This window comes from Halalkalibaculum sp. DA3122 (assembly GCF_043951865.1).
GTDB lineage: Bacteria > Bacteroidota > Rhodothermia > Balneolales > Balneolaceae > JAMQKA01.
Window position 1 is genome coordinate 112,855 of sequence record NZ_JBINJF010000012.1, and the last position, 19,016, is coordinate 131,870.

A 19,016-nucleotide genomic window follows, 5' to 3' on the forward strand; every position below is an offset into this window, starting at 1 on the left:
CGTTGCATTTAGCCAAATGCGCTTCTACCTTTGGCTAAATTTTGAAAAAATATCATCTGTATGGCAGAATTTTTGACTACCAAAGGTATTGCATCGAGAATTGAGGAAATAATTAACTACGCAAAAAAAGAACTCTACTTAATTTCTCCTTATTACCAGCTTTCAGATACTTTTTACAACCGTTTATATGAATCTACTCAAAGAAGAGTAATTACCACCATAGTTTTTGGAAAAGAGAGAATGAAAAACCGTGAGTTCTATGCTTTGGCCGAATTCTCTTACTTGGAGCTCCTATACTGCGATAACCTTCATGCAAAATGTTACTTTAATGAAAATAACATGGTAATAGGATCCATGAATATGTATGCCTTTTCAGAACGAAATAATCGAGAAATGGGCATTTATATTGATAGAGTAAAAGATACCGAACTGTTTGAAAAAGCCCGGCAGGAGGCTTATTCCATTATGAATACATCTGAGGTTATTAGATCCCGCCTCCGTGAGAAATGTCGAAATGATGAAGAATTAGCGTATTGTATACGATGTGAGTCCAGTATTCCACCAAATCCTAAAAGGCCATATTGTCAAAATTGTTATTCCATCTGGAATGAATTCAATAATCCGGATTATGAGGAAAATTTTTGCCATCTATGCGGAGGGAGAGAATATACCAGCTTTAGAAAACCGCTATGTTATGATTGTTATAGTAATTCTGGGATTTTGAACTAAAAGGTACATTTATATGATTGGTACACATTCTCTTGGTTCCATTCCAAAAAGCTTAGGAAGGTTGCTCATTTACTAATTCCGGGATTTGTGACAACTACTTGCCATGAAAAGCGTAATATTCTATTTCATTTTCATATTCTTCCAGAATACGACGACTGACCTCAACATTTATTTTTCCAGTATAACTGCACAAAATTACTCATTTTACATTTAAAAGGTCTCAACTCCTCGTATCCTAAATGGCTACAAAAGTAAAATCGAGAGCTTATACAGCATTTACTTGCAAAAGATCAAGAAGATCCATCAACTCATTCTCAATCTTCTTCCACTCTTGGTCCAAGTCTACCGTTTTGAATGTTAATATCTGCTTATTCAAGGTATAAGTAGCATGAATAGTATCACCTACATCCGGATAAAGCAGCATGCCTTCTATCTTTTTATTCTTCGGATTAGGAATATGCTGCATATAGGCAAATATCTGATACATATTGGGCGACTTAAACGAGATAGAGCCTAAATCTTCGCGCCGTGCCATTGTTTTTGAATAAAACTTGGTATCGATAATGATGATACGCTCATCGTCTTCCAACACAATATCGGTAAACATTGAGGGCAAAAGCTCATTATGAGCTTCAATAGTTGATTTAAATGGCCATGAAAAACTGGGACTCTTAACTTTGTAGCGATCTTGTTCCTTTCTATAAAAATTAAAGACGAAAGCTTCGAAGAGGCGGGCTAGTTTTTGATGGTCTCTGGTGAAGTCCCGGAATTGATACTTTTGACCAGATTCATCCAACGCTGAAGATTCAAATATTAGGCGACAAATTTGGATCAGGAACCCGTAAAAAGCATTATTCCGATGAATTTGTACTTTCGTGAAGTGATGTAACTCCAGTAGAACTTCTTCTACATCAGAAAACCGGTAATAAAGTTCTTTTAGTTCTAGATGCAAACTGTTTTCAATTTCATCCATCTGTAAGAGCCGGCGCACAGTGGACTTTAGAATTCGGTTGGGTAGAACATTGTGACTCAGCTCGTCAAACTGGCACCATGCCTTTCTATTTTGAAATGACAGGCCGCTTATCGATTCATTTATTAAGAGCTTCCCACGAATACCCGGTATCTCTTCCTCTTTTTGTCGATAATTTCGATAAAGTCCCCGTTTGAACAGGAAGCTACATCCGTTGGCCAGCACTTTACCCAGCAAATTAGCAATCTCCTCGAAATCGTCAATTCCGGCTTTGGTTAACTCCGCTTCATCCAGCTTGTCCCAGGCATAGCTTAACAGGTAGTAGATATTTTGGACAGGAACTTGTTTCATATCGTTAGGAGCTGCTCTTCAACTTCTTCCACTTTTGTCGGTTTATCAAACCAGTATTCCTTTAGTAGTGGGATGATCTCAAACCTGACTATATTTTTGTACCAATCTTCGTCTCCGTCCTCTGTACCACAAAAATAACTGTGGCCAATTTGATATCCGGGGCCAGGTCCAAGTTCTTGTTTATCGGATATTTTCTTATTTAATTCGGCCATCCGTTCAACAATTGTATCAATCATATGATCATCTATGCCTTTGTCTTTTAGATGGGCCTGAAATTTATCTCCGAAGTTGGGCATCATGTCAATGAACACGAATCTTCGACGTAGTGCATAGTCCACCATTGCGAGCGAACGGTCGGCCGTATTCATTGTCCCAATTAAATGAAGGTTTTTTGGGATATAAAAATCGGGTTCATCTTCATCATTTCTATATGGAAGCTTAACTGTAAAATCCTTTCCTCGCTTATCTTTTTCGATGAGCATCATTAACTCTCCGAAAATTTTACTCAGATTTCCACGGTTTATCTCATCGATGACTAAGAAATATGGCTTGTTTTCAGGATCCGATTTTGCACGTTTACACAGCTGCATAAAGATACCGTCTTTCAGTTCGAAGTGATCTTTCGTGGGACGATATCCCCTGATAAAATCCTCATATGAGTATGACTGATGGAATTGTACCACCTCGATACGGTTAGGATCTTTTATACCAGACATCAACCAAGCCAGCCTTTTGGCCAAAAACGTTTTGCCGGTACCTGGAGGCCCCTGCAGTATGATATTCTTCTTGTATTCCAGTAAATCCAGAATATTTTGAAGTTGATCTTCCTTGATAAAAACTTCCTCTAAGGCATCATCCATGCTGTAAGAATCATAAGGTTCGATGCCATTAAAGGCTAGATCATGAATTGTCCAAAATTCGTCCTCAGTTAGTTTAAATAAGCTACCCTGATTGTTGTTCAAGACAGAGCAATTTTCCAGCTCGGGAATCGATTTTAATTGATTCCAACCCGGTTGATTAGGTGTAAATTTCTTTATCGCAAATGAAAATTTTTCTCGATCTTCATCATCTGTGAAAAGAGCTTCAGTTACCTCTAATATGGCCTTTACTCTTTTTACAGATCTTGATTCATATCCAATAATGAGGTCTCCGGGTTGTACCTCTTGAAAATATTGGTAAATGCGGCGCTTGTTTCCGTCGTCATTGTGTGAATAATATGACTGTTCTTCTCCAATATCCCTCTCCGAATACTGCCAGATATCTGGATTCGCATTAAGCCACCAGTAATTTCTAGCTTCTTGATCAGGTTTAAGTTCATCGTCAATTTCAGGCTCTTCAGACACGTGATTCTCATACAACCAGCTAAAGAACTGATCCAACTCCAGCGGAACGGTTGTTTCTGTCCGTTGTCCAACGATCTCTTCGTACAGACCTACAAGAGATGCTATCTCTTCATTGTAGCGAACAAAAAAATCACCGAACGATTCACCGCGTTCGCGAGAAACATCCAGCTTTAAAAAAGCTGTAGCCTCTTTATCCCTGCGGTTATAAAACACATACTTTTCGGGGTACAGATAACCGACTAGCTCACCGTAAAATGATTCGGCCAAATACTTTAGATGATACTCACTCTCCTTATCAAGTATGTTATTGATTCTTTCAGCCAATGAATCTTCGCCGTATGCCAAATAGATGAATGACTTGCGATAACGCTCTATCGCGTGATTGGGATCGCCAAAAGCTCGCTTCAGTGCCAGGGCATTAGTTGCCAATGCATGCACTTTTTCGCCCATCTCTTGAAAATCACTCCACTCGGCCTGCTCCAGGTTCTCTCGTTTAAAAAAGTCCTGGAAAAACTGGTATCGCGGTACCAAGAAGTCTGACTTTTGAGAAAAATGTTTGTCGGCTACTTCTGAAAACTGTTTTAGATATTTTTTTGACTTTTCGAATTTATCATCATCTGCTGCCAGGGCAGACCACAGAAAACTTTGCAGATCCAGAAAACCACGGTTTACCTCGAATGGAAGGGCTTCCCCTACTGCTTGTAGATCGTCCTTAATGGTTTTGTACAGTTCTCCCGTGGGGCGGTGGTGCCACAGGTCACCTTTGCCAAGCATTTCCAGGAATTGCTTCCCTTCCGTGGGCTTAATAAATAGTTCTTCTTCGGGATTGGTTACGAAAAGATAATAGGTTGCAAACGTCCATTTGTTGGGCAATCCCTGCTCTTCAGCCCAGTCACAGAACAGATCAATCTTTTCATTACCCATTTCAACCCCATGGTGAGTTACCAAATGCAAAATAGCATCAGCGAAGGATTCAACATCCAAATTCGGATCATGTAAAATAGCAAGGTCACCGGTGCGGGGCGTGCCTTTATAAAGCAGGTTATTATCTTTATGCCGACCAATACCTAAAATTCGATCATATATTTCTTTAAAATCTTTTTGTTGTTGCCACAACTCTCGCATATTCTCACTTGAAAGCTGTTCTTGAGCATCCCGAATAATCCGTTGTTTATAGGTAATTTCTTCCTCAATAAACCGTGGATCCGTGAAGCCTTTAAAATTCGGAAATACCTCTCCAATTGATGACAATAGTCTTTTTGCAACTTTGTCAATTGAATCAATTTGATCGCTATTTTCCCAATAATAGTGCAATCTATCTTCATCGAAAATAAGATACTGTAAAAAAGAGTTGTGATACTTTTTATAGGGGGACCGTTCCATAGCATCATGGTATCGGTAGGCACTGCGGAGCCAAAAATCAGTAAACAGCTTTTGCTTTTCTTTCAGAAAATCAGCAGATATTACTACTATAATTGCATCAACTAAATCATTCTTTTCAGCAAAAGTTGATCTATCATCGGGGAGTAACCTTAACTTATTTTTATATTCTTTATCTTCTAATAGGTTTTCATAATCTGGCCTATCCAGTGTAATAAGAAACTCATCTTCCCCATTATGATTGCGTAATCCGAGGTAATGCCGGTTATTAAGATTTAACGAAAACCTATTACGATTTTGAGGAACAGTAAGAGCGATTCGAGGAGAAGCTTTGGGTTCATTCAAATCATCGTAAAGTTCCCGAACTATTTCAGCAAACAGTAGTACATTTTCTTCTTTCTCAAATTGCTTTAGCTGCTGAACTGCCTGCTTTCTATTATCACCATGCTCGTTAATAACATACTTTTCTAAAGCTTCAATAGCCTCTGGTAATTCTTGCTGTAGAAATTCTAGTACATTGTCTAAGCCAAAATTATATTTGTCTATGTCTGCAAATGTTCGAGGGTTGTTATGCGTAGAAATATTGTGAGGTACTGGCTCTTCCACTTCATGCAAATACTCAACTTCAATTGCCGGTTTAATTTTAGTTGTTCCTATAGCAACATGTGGCCCATCATGGTTATAAGTCGTTTTTGCTTTTGCGATACCACAGTAGCTATTTTTGTTCATTACAAAAATGATATCACCTACGGACAACTCTTTAACCCAGGGACGAATGGACCATTTCCCGCGATCTAAATTATCCAGATCGATTTTTGAATAGTTTATTTCCGGATCAAGCCAATTGAATGACAAAAGATTTTTTTCCCTCATTGTAGACCATTCATCCGAATCAGCCAAGCGCCAGATGTTGATGTCTTTATTGCGAAGTATTTCTTCTAACTGTTGTACTTGGTTTTTTTCTACCATAATCACTGATTTTCTTCTTTAAACAATCCAGTCTTCTCTTTTTTTAAACAGCTTAAATCGATGTGGGCTTTGGAAAGAGGATGTTTGTTCTCTTTTTCAGTTAAACTGCTAAAATTCTCTGACGGATTGAATGGTTCACCTGCTGATTGGTATTTACTTAATACAGGATTCGAAAAGAGTTTAAATATGAAGTAGGATTTGGCCTCCGCGAATTCATCGGCAAAGAAAGTGTTCCTGTAGTCTTTATTCTCTTCAAAAAACCTTTGAAATGCTTCAACCTGTTGCGCCCTGGCTTTCTTTTTGAAGGTTAATGCCCATCGCTTTTTTTGTTCTCTGTCACCGTCTGTACAAAGATATAGCACGGTACTCTCCTCATAATAACCATGAATTACTTCTATATTCTTTTCTGCCGCACGTTTTAGATATTTGTTATTAAAGGAAAGAAGTGGAGCAATAAGCGCAGCACTTCGAATCATAAAGGGCCGGACGGTTGATTGGCCACAACTAATATGTTTCAGCAAGTCATCCCGGTGTTCTTCATTTGCAGTTAGCAGAAATGATGCCGCCTGTAGCGATGGAATCCGCTGCCAACCAAATGTATCGTAATCCTCCTCGTCCATAACATTGCTGACAAATGCAGAAAGGGCTTTTTTAAACGAATCGGAAACCCACGGCTCCAAGAAGTAGCAGACCCAAGCTATCGAAAAACTTCTACGATATTGCGAGGATAAAGAATCTGCCTCTCTGTATTGATCGTTAAAGGCAGCAAGTTCGGTCTCAAGGAATCCGTTTATTAATTGAACACCTATATCTTTTGAGTTCATACCCATATAATGTACCCATCTTCTACTTTGTCCCTGTTTAACGCCGTCTAACCGCTGTTTTATAAGCTCGGCTACGCTCCAATAGACTCCATTTCGTTCTTCTTTGGTTAATTGATCATTTAAAGATTAATGTATTACATGTAAAATCGATAACTAATCTCTGGACGATCCCCTTCACCAAGGTACTTCATTATTTGGCCAACCTTTCTAGCACACTTAATAGTTATCGGATACTTCCCGTCAAATTGGGTATCATTCCAATTCATCTTTGTTAATTCAATAATCTCCTTGCAAATGGTGAGGGATGATTCTTCACTTTGAACTATGCGAACTTCCAATGGTTGTGGAATATACATTCCGGGGTACGTCTCATAGTAAGGTACGGAGCCTCTTGTGTACAGTATGTGCCTATCTTCGGTAAGCTGAATCTTTGTCCCTCTAATTGGAGGGTATTGCTTACTCCTCAGGAATCTGAATTCGGAATCCATAATTGTTATTAGATCTACAAACTTGATCCCTTTTTCATCTGCCGCAGCTCTGAATCCTGTAATTTCATCTTCATTATAATTTGATGATTTGTGAAGTACGAGTCGTGCGGGTAAATGATCAATTGCCGCTTCATATTCCTCCAAAGCCTTGGTCAATAACTCTGTAGCATCATTTTTCGTTAAATGAGGTCTTCTATCATCCTCACTTTTCTCTACCGGAGTACCCCTCAGGATAACGCTCTTACCCATCTCGTCGAATACCTGGGCCAAGCTGGTATGTAACGTCTCCTTATCTCTACTTCGATAGAAGCCTATACCTACAAAACATACCGCCTTTTGGTCTTTTTGTGGTAGTCTCCAGGGAACGGTTTGACTTGCCTTGAAATACAAAGCAGTACAGAAATTCCATGCCCTCGTAGCATCATCTTGACTGTTGCTGGGATTCTCCGTCAAATTCTTTTCCCACACTAATTGAAGAGGAATTCTGAATTTCATGGCTCTGCTTTTGAGAGCCCTTCTGAAATTCATTTCTAACGTCTCATCCTGTTCCTCCTCATCCCCATTTTCATCAATTTCTTCATTTACTGTTTTGTCGATTAGACCATCAAAATCATCAGAAAGAATGCATACAATTACATCTGGATTTCTATTTTCAGCCAAGAACTCAATTTTAGACATATACACATCAACAGCATATTTGATCCTCTGTCGTGCATGTTCATTTTTAACAATACGATCTTTTTCGCCGCTTAGAATTCTTTTCGATAGCCGATCCGTAAATATTAGTTCTGCCTTAAATCCAGAATCTTTGTGAAAGCCAGGGAATGGAGGATATAGTCTGGGCTGTTTGTTTCCGGGCTTAGGAGGGATATATTTTTTGCATCGTTCTAACCATTCATCTAACTGTTCAAGGCATTCTGCAGTCCCAACTGCCGCTACATTTATTTTGCTTCTCCTGTCTTCAAAGTTTGAATCAAATACATCATAGTCCGTTATCCCTAGACGTGGACAGATATACGTATCACCACCAAATTCTAGCTCTGGCTCATCTATTAAATCAATATCCATTTATAATACCATTTCAGTTTGACCTTGCTCAAAAACGTTTTTCCTCTCTTTGGGTTCTTTCTCTAACCACTTCTTATCATTGATATTAGGAGCATTATCTAACGGTTTCATGCTCTTAAATCTCAAAAAGTATTTCTCGCTGGATTCCTCAACTTCATCAAACATGTCAGGCTGTTTCTCATGAATATTCCTCAAGAAATAGGATATAAAATTGAAATGTTCATACACCTGTTTATTGTTCTCTTTCTTCTTTTTGTATTTAACTTTATCAGCAGATTTAGAAGATTTGTTATAACCATTATAGCTGAAGAACCAATCTGGTTTAACGAGCATGTACCAGGTATCATTGAGCAGTTCGAAATTTGTATCAAAAGCTAAGTGATTACATACATCAACTTTGTCAGGTTTATCATCTCGCATTTTCTTTTGATAGACTGTTCGTTCACTTTTTCTTTTTAGCCTCCATTCTTCCTTTCTAACCTCCTCCTCTTCCATAGCCGTAAAAATGAAAATACCAACTTCATGCTGATACGACACACCATTTTTATACAGCATTTGTTGCAGGCATCTCCAAAGAAGATTTTTAAATACGTTTTCTAAATCCCGGTCAACCTTATAAAACGCACTGGGTGTTAACCTTGTGGCGGTTCCAAGATCACAAATTTGTGATAATGGTAAACTCTCATCCGTTAAATCATGAAACGTTATTATTTGCTTATTATGGACAATCCAGTCGTTAGAAAAATGAAGCCCTTTTTGATGCATAGCTGCTTTGGCCACTTCCCTTTCTGGTGAAGTATACCAGACTGAACGTGCAGTATCCTTTGAGTTTTTTATTACTTTTTTCCTCTCATAGTTATAGTCTGCAACGTAGAGTTCATCTGGAAAATGAACTTTAAGAAGATTGGGATACAAGAGTTCATTTCTACTTAAACTGTCATAGTTTATTTTGTAGCGCTTTTTACTTTCCCCGAACTCATATTCCAGCTTTTCTAAAACTTCTCCTATTACAGGAGTCTCTTTTTGACTAATATCATTTAGCAAATCATCAAAATCCTTGATATGTGAGCCCGGGTCAAAATTAATTTTCGATCCCACAATTTCATTAATTCTTTCTTTTGAATAGCTACTCTTCTTGGGGCTTAGGAAGAAAAATATTACAGTGTCGTACTCTTCTTCCAGATTAGAGGCATAGAATGTTTGGAAGGTAGATTCAATTTTGCCAATCCCTGATTTTGAGGTGATTTGAAATGCTACTCTTCTTTTTTTGTCACCTAAATCAACCGCAGGATGGTTGGAGATCTCTGTATTTAAATTTCGCAGATCCGGCAGCTCATAAATAATTTTGAATAGTGGTAATAATACATTTTCTGAAGCCTTATGGATATCAGTGAATCCCATAGAGCTATGGCCTCTAACTTCGGTGGTAAATCTTGCCAATAGAACATTGATTCTGTCTAGTAACTTAATGCGTCTCATAAAGAATCATTTATAAAGTTGGAAATGGCCTAAATAAAGAAGTTAACTACCGGCTTGCAGCTTTCTCTAATCTCTGTTTAACAAGTTCTGCTAGACTCCAATAAACTTCATCCTGTTCTTCTGGAGTCAAATTTAAGAGCCTGAATATATATTCATCTACCTCTCGTCGATCTTCAATAGGTTTTGGTTCTTGATCTCTTATCGGTTTATCAGGATCAATACCAATTTCTTCAAAAATATTTTTCTGTTCTCTCGTAAAAAAACCATTTACTTCTAAGTCTGGAACATCAGGTAGCACAGGAAATCGAAATTTTAGATCTTGAACTAATATTCTAATGGCCCCTTCACCCAAATTTCCTCTACCAATTGTTTCAACAAATAATGCAGCAAGCGAAGAATTCAAGAAATAGCAAAGTCCATTTATATTTGTCTCTACTTCCCTAATGCCATGAAAATTATGTGTAAAAGCAATTTCTTCTTCACAAAAGTGGCAGACATGCTTATCATTTCTCAAATCGACCCAAAGCAAGTCTGCAAATTCTACTTTGTTTTCAATTTCTGGTATTATATTTAAGGAATATCTGAGGTTAGAATTATTAACTGATATAGTCTTTAGATCTCTTGGAGATTTTAAAACTTCTCTATCTGCATCAGTAGTATCATTTGAATTGGATATTATAACTTCCGAATTGTACCCCATCCTAGACCAACTAACAGATGTTACATCTGCAATATCCTTTAAGGCACAGAATCTATCAGTTCTTTGGTCAATTATCTGGTAGAAAATTTCAGGAGCTCGCAAGTACTTACCTCCCCATTTATCGCCTATATATTTGTACCTATCTTCGTCATAACCATTTTGATACAACTCCTCTTGTGATTGTAATACGACTCGATAAAAATCACGAAATGTATTCTGAGAACAATTTTCTTGTTCTATTAAAACAGGTGCATAGGCAGCATCAGTGTAGTTTGTTTTGTTCATTATAAATTTGACTCCATTTCCAACAGGATCTAAAGTTTTATATTCTCTCTCTGATAATTCAGTATTCTTTAATGCTGAATGAAGGTAAATAATGGTATTTACTTTAGCTGAAAATGAACGAACATTACTATCATAAATGGCAATGAGTTTAGTGTGTTTTAAAAAGAAATGTTGGATAAAACTACCATAATCCACATCTAGCCAAGAGTTAGAAATAATAAAGCAAAAAGTCCCTTCGCTATTGAGATATTGTGGGCATAAAAGCTGAAAATATACATAAAGATCACTACGTCCAGGGACCTTTCTCCCATATAAAGGAATTGTCCTTCTTGTACCATCTATTTCTGTTCGGATTGTGGTTCCCAGAAAAGGATACGTATCAAATACTTTATCACTCAACTCCTCTTTGTAGGCTTTATTTACTTCTCTTTTCTCATCAGCATTTTCATCTTTCAATAAATGCTCTAAATATTCAGGATCTTCAGGAGGTAAAATATCTTCCTGTTGTACATAAGGCGGATTCCCGATAATTAAATCAAAGCCCGGGTCATCTTCTGTCAAGAATATTTCCATGAAATCGATGTCATAGCTAAAGGGCAGACGACCGGTCTCACGTATTTTGGTCTGCGTTTCTTTCAGCCCCTCAATCTCTTCTTCCAACCGTTGTCGTTGTTCCTTAAAAAAGTCCTCCTCTTTATCCCCAAACATATCCTGCTGCTTGCGAGACTTCAGCTTGGAAAGCTGGGCACTTTTTTCCTGTACTAACTCTTGCACAAAACTGGTAATCGCCCGAACCTCCTGATCTTTCAAAGACTCATAGGTCTCGTCAGGCAATTCATTTCGGATAAACTGTTTCTTTCGTTTAATAAATTCGTGCAGTTTACGAGTAGCGCCACTTCGCTTATCTCGTCCCTTAAGCAACTGTTTAATATCAAAATCGAGCGTCCCCAGTTTGGGTAACAGACTGTTCCCACAACGTATCTTAAAATCAAGATTCGGTAGCAAGGGAGATTGGGTGAGCTCTTCCGTAGTAAATTCAGCTTCTGCTATCATATACAGCCAAAGACGAAGTTCTGCAATGCGGACGGCCCACTCTTTGATATCCACTCCATAAATACTTTCGGAGATCAACTGCTTTTTCAGTTCAAAGTCATCGCGCGGAGTATGCGGCTGTCCTTGCCACTCATCCAAAGCTCGCAGTAACTCCATCTGGAGCTGGATTACCCCCAGCAGCATAGATCCAGACCCACAGGCCGGATCACAAGCCCGTACAGAGAGAATAGCCTCTTTTAACCTCTCAGCGTTAGGATTGTATTTCTCAAGAAGTTCCTGTTTAGCATCCTGCTTGTCGAATATGAAATGATATAGAAATTCGCGAGTTACCGCCTCCTCCAGCTTCTCATCCAGTACCTCAACAAAGCTGCGACGGGTCATAAAGTTAATCTCCGGTCGCTCGGTATATACAATCCCATTCTCCGCCTCCAGGTCATCCAGGTCGGTGGCGTTAATCATTCCTTCATACATTTTACCCAGCAGTTCAGGATTGATTTCCAGGTTGATATCCTCAGCGGTATCCTCACTGATGGTAAAGATGTAACTCTCCAGGTATTCAAAGATCGCTTCAAAGAGCTGGTCAGGCAATAGAAAGTCATCGTATTCGGGATTCCTTGTAAAAAGCCCTCCATTTAGATATGGAAATTCCAGGATAGCACTGTGATATTTTTCCGGCAGGTGCGTAAACAGGTCCGGATCTTTATATGCTTTACCATTGAAGGCTGAAAAGAATAGCTTATTCAACCAGTTTTCATGGAAGGTGTCTTCTTCATCACCATGCTGCTGATAATCCTGCCAGAAATGATGCAAAAAGTTCTGGTCATCCATCATCCAGCCCTTCTCCTGCAAAAAATAGATAAACATCATCCGGTTTAGCAGGTTTAGAGCACCCTGGTGGGCATCGACCTTGTTTGCTATTTGATCAGGGTGTATATGACGAATCAGTTTAACCGATAGCTGTTGGTAATCGCGGTAGAACTGCTCGTTAAGAACGTCGGTGTTAAATACCCGCATCCATGCCCGGTAGAGATCCTCAAAGTTCTCGACCTTATTTCGGCGATCATTCTCCCGTATTCCTTCAACCGTAAGTGTATGCAGTATGCGTAAGTGCGCTGAATGCGGATTATCATAATTTACATCCCGCAATAAGCTTACTTTTCCCGCTTTTTCGCCTTCCCGCCACGCTTGCTTATATTTTAGCCGCTCACAATTGGCAAATGCCAGGCGTCCACCATATTTAAAGACTACCACAACAGGAATATAGTTGTAGGAACGGTTTAGCAACCGGGTAATCGTTGCCATCGTAGTTCTCGTGGGCTTCTCTTCTTTGAGTTCAACCCCAAACAGCAAAATACCGTCGTATTCTTGTCCTTCGCCCTCAACCTTTTCATCCAATTCTTCCGGATCCATTTTATCTTCTCGCTCCGGATCCTGAAAAGCTTCTTCACTAACCATTCCCTGGAGATAGACATCACCCACTTTAGGTGATAAGCCACTTGGCAAGGTTACTTTTTCAGGGTTCAAAAATCCCTCCAAGGGACCCGGCTGTTTAATAATCCCATGGATCGGGATATCTAAATTTTCAAAAAAAAGAGTCAGAGCTTCATTAAAATCTTTTTCCCCGAATTGCTGCAGAATCTCTTTCATGGTGGTATTGTTCAGATATTCTGGATTAGTTTTTTATGGATATGATCATAAGCCTGGTGGTGATCGTATTCAATGCCTGAACGGAGAAGCGCTTCGATATCACCGGTAAACTCCCGGTCTTCCATCTTCTCTTGCATATTCAGCTCAAATTCTCTTCCGGTAGGTGGCTTTATGTCATTTTGTTTCATGTACTCCCGAAAGCAATCAATAATTTTATCAGTATCGACTTCAAGATGCGAAAGTGCATAGTGCAGGTCAAACAGGTCTCGTCCCTTTTTGCGTTGATATAACGCCCGCAGCTTGGTGCCAAGCAGTTCTTCGGGTTGGTAGGTGATAATATCTGTTTCTCCAGAGTACCAGCGATTATCTATGGAAAAATTTATCTCGTTTAGATCCAGTATGTTAAAATGCTCTCTGGTGTTTATCTCAATTTTAACCCGCATTTCAGGTGGAGGAGGATTTTCCGTCTCAAAAGAGTAATAAATCGTCCAATTATGGTCACTTGACTCTACCTGTCGATCATCTTCACCTCCAAGGAATTGCAGTTGATCTCTAATAGCCTTGAGTATAGGACCGATACGTTGTTCTTTTAACTGGACGAGATCGATATCCTCTGAATACCTGGCTTGTGGATGCAAGAATAACTTGTGTAATGCCGTACCGCCTCTAAATGCTAAGTGCTCTCTCAGTAAGTCATGCGAAAATATCTGAATAAGGGCACGAGAAATAACCAGATCCTGCTCAACCTGGGAATCCTGTTGCCATGGAGCTGTAGATCGCCACGCGTCAATGTAAGCTCTTGGTATCATAGTTCTGCCTCTACATCAATATTTGGTATTACCTTCCAGATGTTGGGGGCCTGTTTGTTTTCAGTTTCTGTACCGGGATTTAGCGGGGTGGGATAAAAATTACGCTGATCAAGAGCCTCATACAGGGCGTCAGACAGATCGATCTTATGCAAGACCCTGTCCAGAAGATACCCCAGGCGCTGCAGTATCGTTGTTTGCTTAAATCGTTGTGCAGTTCTTGTCAATTTATCGACATTGATTTCTGAAGCTAATTCAGATAACACCGTAGCAGTCCTGTTAAACCCTCCAATTCTATCCACGTAAAATACCAAATCCAGAGCCGTAAGAGAGGGGTTGGAAATATTAATAAATCCGGCATCGGTTTTTTGTTGTTCAACGTCTGCCACATCCCATTCTTTTTTCATGCAAAAGAGAATGGACTGCCGCTGGTTTTTAATCGGCCGAAGATAAGGAGGCTCCGCTATCACAAACTGCTGTTGTGGCTGCTGGTGTGCCGCACCGTGATACATGGCAGCGGTCAAAAGCCCCACATAGTATTTTCTGTCCAGGAACTGCATTAAGTCATCCACAAAATAGCCAAGAGGCAAGGTTTGACGGACTGCATATTCGGGAGGAATGATCAGATAAAAATTCTGACGCAGCCTGGCGATTCGATCTTTATCCAAAAGCCGCTGAATAACTTTTTGATAGGCCTCATCATTTAAACTGAATTCAGATCGTACTTCATCACCGGTAAAGGTATAGCGCCCCTGGGAGCGCAAGCGATCCAGGTAACTCCCCAGATATTCATATGTATTTGTATTGCCCATTTTAGTTCTCACCTGCATAACTGGATGAATTCCGTCCACTTATGCAGTTAATAACTAAAAATAAGTTTATAAACAAGGTTTTAAGGACGGCGACCAGAAAAACCGGCATTTAGGAGACTACAAACCATCCTACAAGATCCACATTCCCTGCATCATACTTCTCTTCCAGGCTTTGATCACTTTTAATTGTTTCCATGGCGGATTGATCGCCTTTTTGTAATTTCTGAACCAGGTCTGTTGCACCGCCTCCCAGCCGTTTTTGCTTCGTGCCATCCTCTCGTTCAACTTCTTCAACGATCTGATTATGTAACCAGCCTCTAATCGTATTTGAAAGAGATTCGATTGTTGCAGCATCTCCTCTATCTATCTCATTGGGTACAAATCTGGGCTTATCTTTGTGAACAGTGAGAGCATCTAAAATCTCTTTCTGATTCATATGGACACTTTTGCCGTCTTTATCTACATATATCAGGTCAAAGTAGGTGTAAGAAAAGTCTGTGCTTTTGGGTGGTTTGGAGGGATATCCCAACAGGGCAATGAGCCCCGATTCGGGACAATGTTCTCCATCCTTTTTAAATCCACTAAAAACGCCACGCGGCATTAATTGATAAAATTTTTCATGGTCCTTGAGCTCCTGGAATAAGTCCTGCCGATATCTTTCCAGGGATAGATCATCAAAACCAAGACCCTGATCGCTAACTTCAATATCCTCCCAGGTGGTCTGCATCTGTTCCAGCATACGATCTTTCTGCTTTCGCTCGAGTTTTTCATCTTCGGCCATCTGTTTAAACGATTCCGAAAACTCCATGTGAACTTCGGAACCAGCTAACTTCATAGCGGCCATCCTTTTTTCGACCCTACCTTGTAGATTCAGATAATCATTGATATTGTCGGTAGGCCAAAAATTAACACCGTGTATGGTATTATTGGGAGAGCCCAGCCGATCAATTCGGCCCATCCGCTGTATAACCCGTACCGGATTCCAATGGATATCATAGTTTATCACCATATCACAATCCTGTAGATTCTGGCCCTCACTGAGTACATCAGTGGTGATCAGAAGATCTATTGGATCCTTTAAGATTTTATAGGTCTTGGGATCCTCATCCTTTACCCAATCGCACCACTCGGCATATTCCTCAAAGGGATCCATATCTGATCGGCTTGGTGAAAAGTCCCACTCTTTCCCTTTATAAAGTTTTGTATAAGGTGCAAAATGCTGAAGCAGGGCATCAAACTTTTTTGATTCTACATCTGAGTCCCACCGTTTGGCATAATCACCTGAAACAACAGCGAGTTTTTCAAATCCCCTGGCCTTGAGTTGCTGAAACAGGTACAGAGCGGTATCCTTGTAAGCGGTAAAAATGGCAACTTTCTGGTTGTTATTGTTTGTACCACTTGCTCTTTTACCTTTAATAATTTCGATTAGCTTTTGGAGTTTCGTATCAATACTCTGGTGATTATTAGGCTGGGAGAGCTCTTTTGATACCTTCTCTTCGAATCGCTCCAGGTTCACTTTAAGCATTTCCATTTCCTGGATATCCTGCTTCAGATCCTCTTTGTATGCATCAAGCATATTATTTTCATCAATCTCAGAAAGCTTAATTGGTCTTTTTTTACCAATAGTCAAATTATCCAGCAAATCTGATGCATCTTCATCCTCTTCAAACAGGTCGTACTGATCCTCATCTTCCATCTCCAGATCACCCTGCATCTTTTGATAAGCTTTAATCTTATCCAGTGCATTCTGGTGATGATCGAGAATATTCTTGACTGTTGATTGAAATGATTTCCATGAAGACTCCAACCTTTTTACTAACAGTACATACATCATCCGAACCAGGAAAAACTCACGCTGCTTTTCATCTCTCAAGGTGTCCTCGACGTCTTCCCACTCAAGGTACATAGATGGTTGATAGCCGGAAAGTTTCTCAGGGAAGTGGTCTATCAATTCATCGAAGTCCTCGTAGTTCCCAATCTCTTTGGGTGTAACAAACAAATTTCTGGGTTTCTCTTTTGTAGGAAAGACCAGTTCCGGCTGACGATCTTCAATCATCTTTCGGGTTCTGGCCAAGGTCAAATTATCTGTAAGAGAGAAGAACCTACGATCCAGATTCTCAATTAATTCACCTATTTGCCCATTTTCCAGCTCACTCCATTGGTTAAATGCCCGCTGAGCATTTCGAAATAGTGCCTCCAGATTCCTTATTCCTAGTGTCTTTTTAAATCCGTCATTTTTACCCTGAACAATCAGCTTAAACTGATTTCGTATATCAAGAAGGGTGTTATTAATTGGCGTTGCAGTTAACATGAGGACTTTTATATCCTCATTTTTGGAGAGTATCTCGTTAATCAGAAACTGGTATCGCTTTCCTTTGTCATTGCGCAAATTATGGCTTTCGTCTATGACAAAAAGTTTTGGCCTGTCATTTGTAAATGTCTTGTCAGCCCGATCTTTATATTTTTCCATACGATCAGGCTCAAGATCAGTATGGAATCGGATAAAGTAATCGAACTGATCTTTCTCAAATCGCGATTCTTGGTTGCGTAGGTATTGTCGCCAGTTGGCTTCCAACTTTTTAGGGCACAATACAATGGTCTCTCTACCCTGGAGCTGATAGTATTTAAGTATCGCAAGGGCACTCCAGGTTTTTCCAAGCCCCACGGCATCAGCCAGAATTGCTCCATTGTATTTCTGGAGCATTTTAATGAGGCTTAGCACTCCCTTTCTCTGAAATTCATATAATGCCTGATAAATAACAGTGTTTTCCAGTCGCCCCATTTGACGTGTAAACTCGGGATCGTCCTGGCCCGTTAACAATTGATCTTTAAAAAGTTCATAGAGGATTTTAAAGTAGATATCTCTGGGGGTATACTCCTCAAAGATTTTTTCGATTTCTTCAATGAGATACTGTTTGAAATTGACCTTACGCTCTACTTCATTTCCCTCTTCATCTTCTTCAACAACTATCTTTTGTTTATGGGCTTCAGGACGATTCCAAAGGTCTTCAAACCATTTGACCATCTCTTTGTATTGTGCTGAAGAACCAAATTCAGCAACATTCAGCTCTACATTGTTTGTCTCTTTTAAACCAATACCTGCTTCTGTAAGATTGGAGCTACCAGAGATATAGTAATTATGCTGAGGTTCCTGATTAGTGGATCGATATATATAAACTTTGGCATGACAGAAATTTGGCTCAAGCGTCTTTGCAAATACATCATCCTGCTTCAAGAAAGAAACTGCTTCCCGGGCCAATTGATGAAGCTGAAGAGCAGAATTAACGGTTATGTTTTCATTCAGTAAATCTAGAGCTTGTTCTTTACCGTTATTTTGATGTACAATTTCTCCAAGTACAAAACGAAACTCATCCATGTGGTCATTCAGTTGCCTGGAAAACCAAGCTAAGGCCCCAACTGTGAAATAGCCGGTAACTAAATCAAAGCTTCCTTCATTGATGTACTTTGAAATCCATTTGTGAACTTTTCGGGTGTTCTCTTTGGTATCCCGTTTTTTGGGTTCGTTATCTAACAGCATGAATAGCTAATAATTTGTTAGTTAAAGTAGATTCAAACATGGAGGAATATAATGTCAAGCGCAAAATTTTGTGTATTCGCCTATAAAATTATGTTACCAATTTTGAATGTGCCTTTGCTAATTTCAAAGCTAGAATATCAATCTGTTCAATAATTTTTCTGATTGAATTTCCCTCCTCATAGAAAAATATGGCCACTTCCGATTCATTTTTACCTCTATTACTTGGTCTGGCGGGATTCAGATCAGTCTTTTGAATGGACCTATCGACTACTTCTCGCAATTTTTCTAATCGTTTTTCCTTCCTCTCCCAGTTGTCAGTACCAACACTGGAATATTGATTAATCCGGAAATAATATTTCCCCGACCTCTTATCAATTCGGAAGAATAACCTCTCATGCTGATCTCCATATACATCATTTTGCCGGCTGAAATCAAGTTGGGTCCATGGACTTCCGCCCTGATTATTCCCAATTCTGAAGCACTGTTGTCCGGGGAAAATAGTAAGAAAATAAAAAAGCGGAGTCGCATTTGACCCCGCCTTGCGGTAGTTTTTGGAAGCACCACCAACCAAACA

9 protein-coding genes and 3 pseudogenes are annotated in these 19,016 nt (G+C 39.5%); 1 reads left to right on the plus strand and 11 read right to left on the minus strand.

Going from position 1 to position 19,016, the window contains the following annotated elements; all coding sequences use genetic code 11:
- Positions 1 to 60: 60 nt before the first annotated feature.
- Positions 61 to 729, plus strand: a complete 669-nt coding sequence (locus ACG2F4_RS10220; protein WP_395260400.1) for a phospholipase D-like domain-containing protein — start codon at positions 61 to 63, stop codon at positions 727 to 729.
- Positions 730 to 994: 265 nt separating this feature from the next.
- Here the strand turns inward: ACG2F4_RS10220 and ACG2F4_RS10225 are convergent, their stop codons facing one another.
- The 11 genes and pseudogenes from ACG2F4_RS10225 to ACG2F4_RS10275 form a co-directional block, all read right to left on the minus strand.
- Positions 995 to 2,050 (minus strand): hypothetical protein, encoded by a 1,056-nt coding sequence (locus ACG2F4_RS10225; protein WP_395260402.1) that lies wholly within the window; start codon positions 2,048 to 2,050, stop codon positions 995 to 997.
- Positions 2,047 to 5,742 (minus strand): AAA family ATPase, encoded by a 3,696-nt coding sequence (locus ACG2F4_RS10230; protein ID WP_395260404.1) that lies wholly within the window; start codon positions 5,740 to 5,742, stop codon positions 2,047 to 2,049. The genes ACG2F4_RS10225 and ACG2F4_RS10230 overlap by 4 nt, the downstream gene beginning before the upstream one ends.
- A gap of 2 nt (positions 5,743 to 5,744) precedes the next feature.
- The gene (locus ACG2F4_RS10235; protein ID WP_395260406.1) at positions 5,745 to 6,566 is read right to left on the minus strand and encodes a hypothetical protein; all 822 of its coding nucleotides are present in this window, start codon (positions 6,564 to 6,566) and stop codon (positions 5,745 to 5,747) included.
- 134 nt (positions 6,567 to 6,700) lie between these two features.
- Complete coding sequence (locus ACG2F4_RS10240) at positions 6,701 to 8,122, minus strand: hypothetical protein (RefSeq protein ID WP_395260407.1); 1,422 nt, start codon at positions 8,120 to 8,122, stop codon at positions 6,701 to 6,703.
- On the minus strand, positions 8,123 to 9,601 hold the full coding sequence (locus tag ACG2F4_RS10245) for an SMEK domain-containing protein (RefSeq protein WP_395260408.1): 1,479 nt from the start codon (positions 9,599 to 9,601) through the stop codon (positions 8,123 to 8,125). It abuts the gene before it with no gap.
- A 46-nt stretch (positions 9,602 to 9,647) separates the two neighbouring features.
- A pseudogene (locus ACG2F4_RS10250) lies at positions 9,648 to 10,868 on the minus strand (Eco57I restriction-modification methylase domain-containing protein); the annotation flags it as partial.
- A 195-nt stretch (positions 10,869 to 11,063) separates the two neighbouring features.
- Positions 11,064 to 13,286 (minus strand): annotated as a pseudogene (locus tag ACG2F4_RS10255) (Eco57I restriction-modification methylase domain-containing protein); the annotation flags it as partial.
- A gap of 11 nt (positions 13,287 to 13,297) precedes the next feature.
- Entirely contained in the window at positions 13,298 to 14,095 is a 798-nt protein-coding gene (locus ACG2F4_RS10260) for a nucleotidyl transferase AbiEii/AbiGii toxin family protein (protein ID WP_395260409.1), read from the minus strand.
- Positions 14,092 to 14,904: a type IV toxin-antitoxin system AbiEi family antitoxin gene (locus ACG2F4_RS10265; protein WP_395260411.1), complete on the minus strand. Its 813-nt coding sequence runs from the start codon at positions 14,902 to 14,904 to the stop codon at positions 14,092 to 14,094. Before ACG2F4_RS10265 ends, ACG2F4_RS10260 begins: the two co-directional genes overlap by 4 nt.
- A 109-nt stretch (positions 14,905 to 15,013) precedes the next feature.
- Positions 15,014 to 18,442 (minus strand): helicase-related protein, encoded by a 3,429-nt coding sequence (locus tag ACG2F4_RS10270; protein WP_395260413.1) that lies wholly within the window; start codon positions 18,440 to 18,442, stop codon positions 15,014 to 15,016.
- Between the two features lie 88 nt (positions 18,443 to 18,530).
- Positions 18,531 to 19,016: pseudogene (locus tag ACG2F4_RS10275) on the minus strand (hypothetical protein); the annotation flags it as partial.